This is a genomic window from Actinospica durhamensis (genome assembly GCF_018139695.1).
GTDB lineage: Bacteria > Actinomycetota > Actinomycetes > Streptomycetales > Catenulisporaceae > Actinospica > Actinospica durhamensis.
In genome coordinates this window covers 1-385 of record NZ_JAGSOG010000896.1, presented here as the reverse complement: position 1 = coordinate 385, position 385 = coordinate 1, and the positions used below count along the sequence as shown (strand labels likewise).

The window sequence follows — 385 nt, the reverse complement described above, 5'->3', positions numbered from 1 at the left end:
CAGCAGCACGGTGTCCTCGGTGGTGACCGCCGAGTAGGTCCGGAACAGCTCTCCGGTGCGGGTCCAGTCCTTCAGGACGGCGGGACTCCCGGCGGGCGGTCCGGAGGCCCTCCAGGCCCCGAGCGAGGCCTCGAAGCCCTCGGTGCCGGTCGCGGTGGAGCCGACCACGAGGGAGGCGTCGTCGACGAGGACGCCGTGGCCGCCGCTGCCCGGGTCGGTGACGTAGGCGATCGAGACCTCGACCGTCTTTCCGGCGTAGGCGCTCAGGTCGAAGTCCACCTGCCGCCAGCCGTCGGAGGAGCCGGTGAGGCTGTGCCACGCGCCGGTGGTGCCGGTCGCGGCGCAGCCGCCCTCCGCCGGGGTCAGGTAGTGCTTCAGCCAGGGG

At 73.8% G+C, this 385-nt stretch carries 1 pseudogene; it reads right to left on the bottom strand.

Going from position 1 to position 385, the window contains the following annotated elements:
- Nucleotides 1-385: pseudogene (locus KDL01_RS42730) on the bottom strand (immune inhibitor A domain-containing protein); the annotation flags it as partial.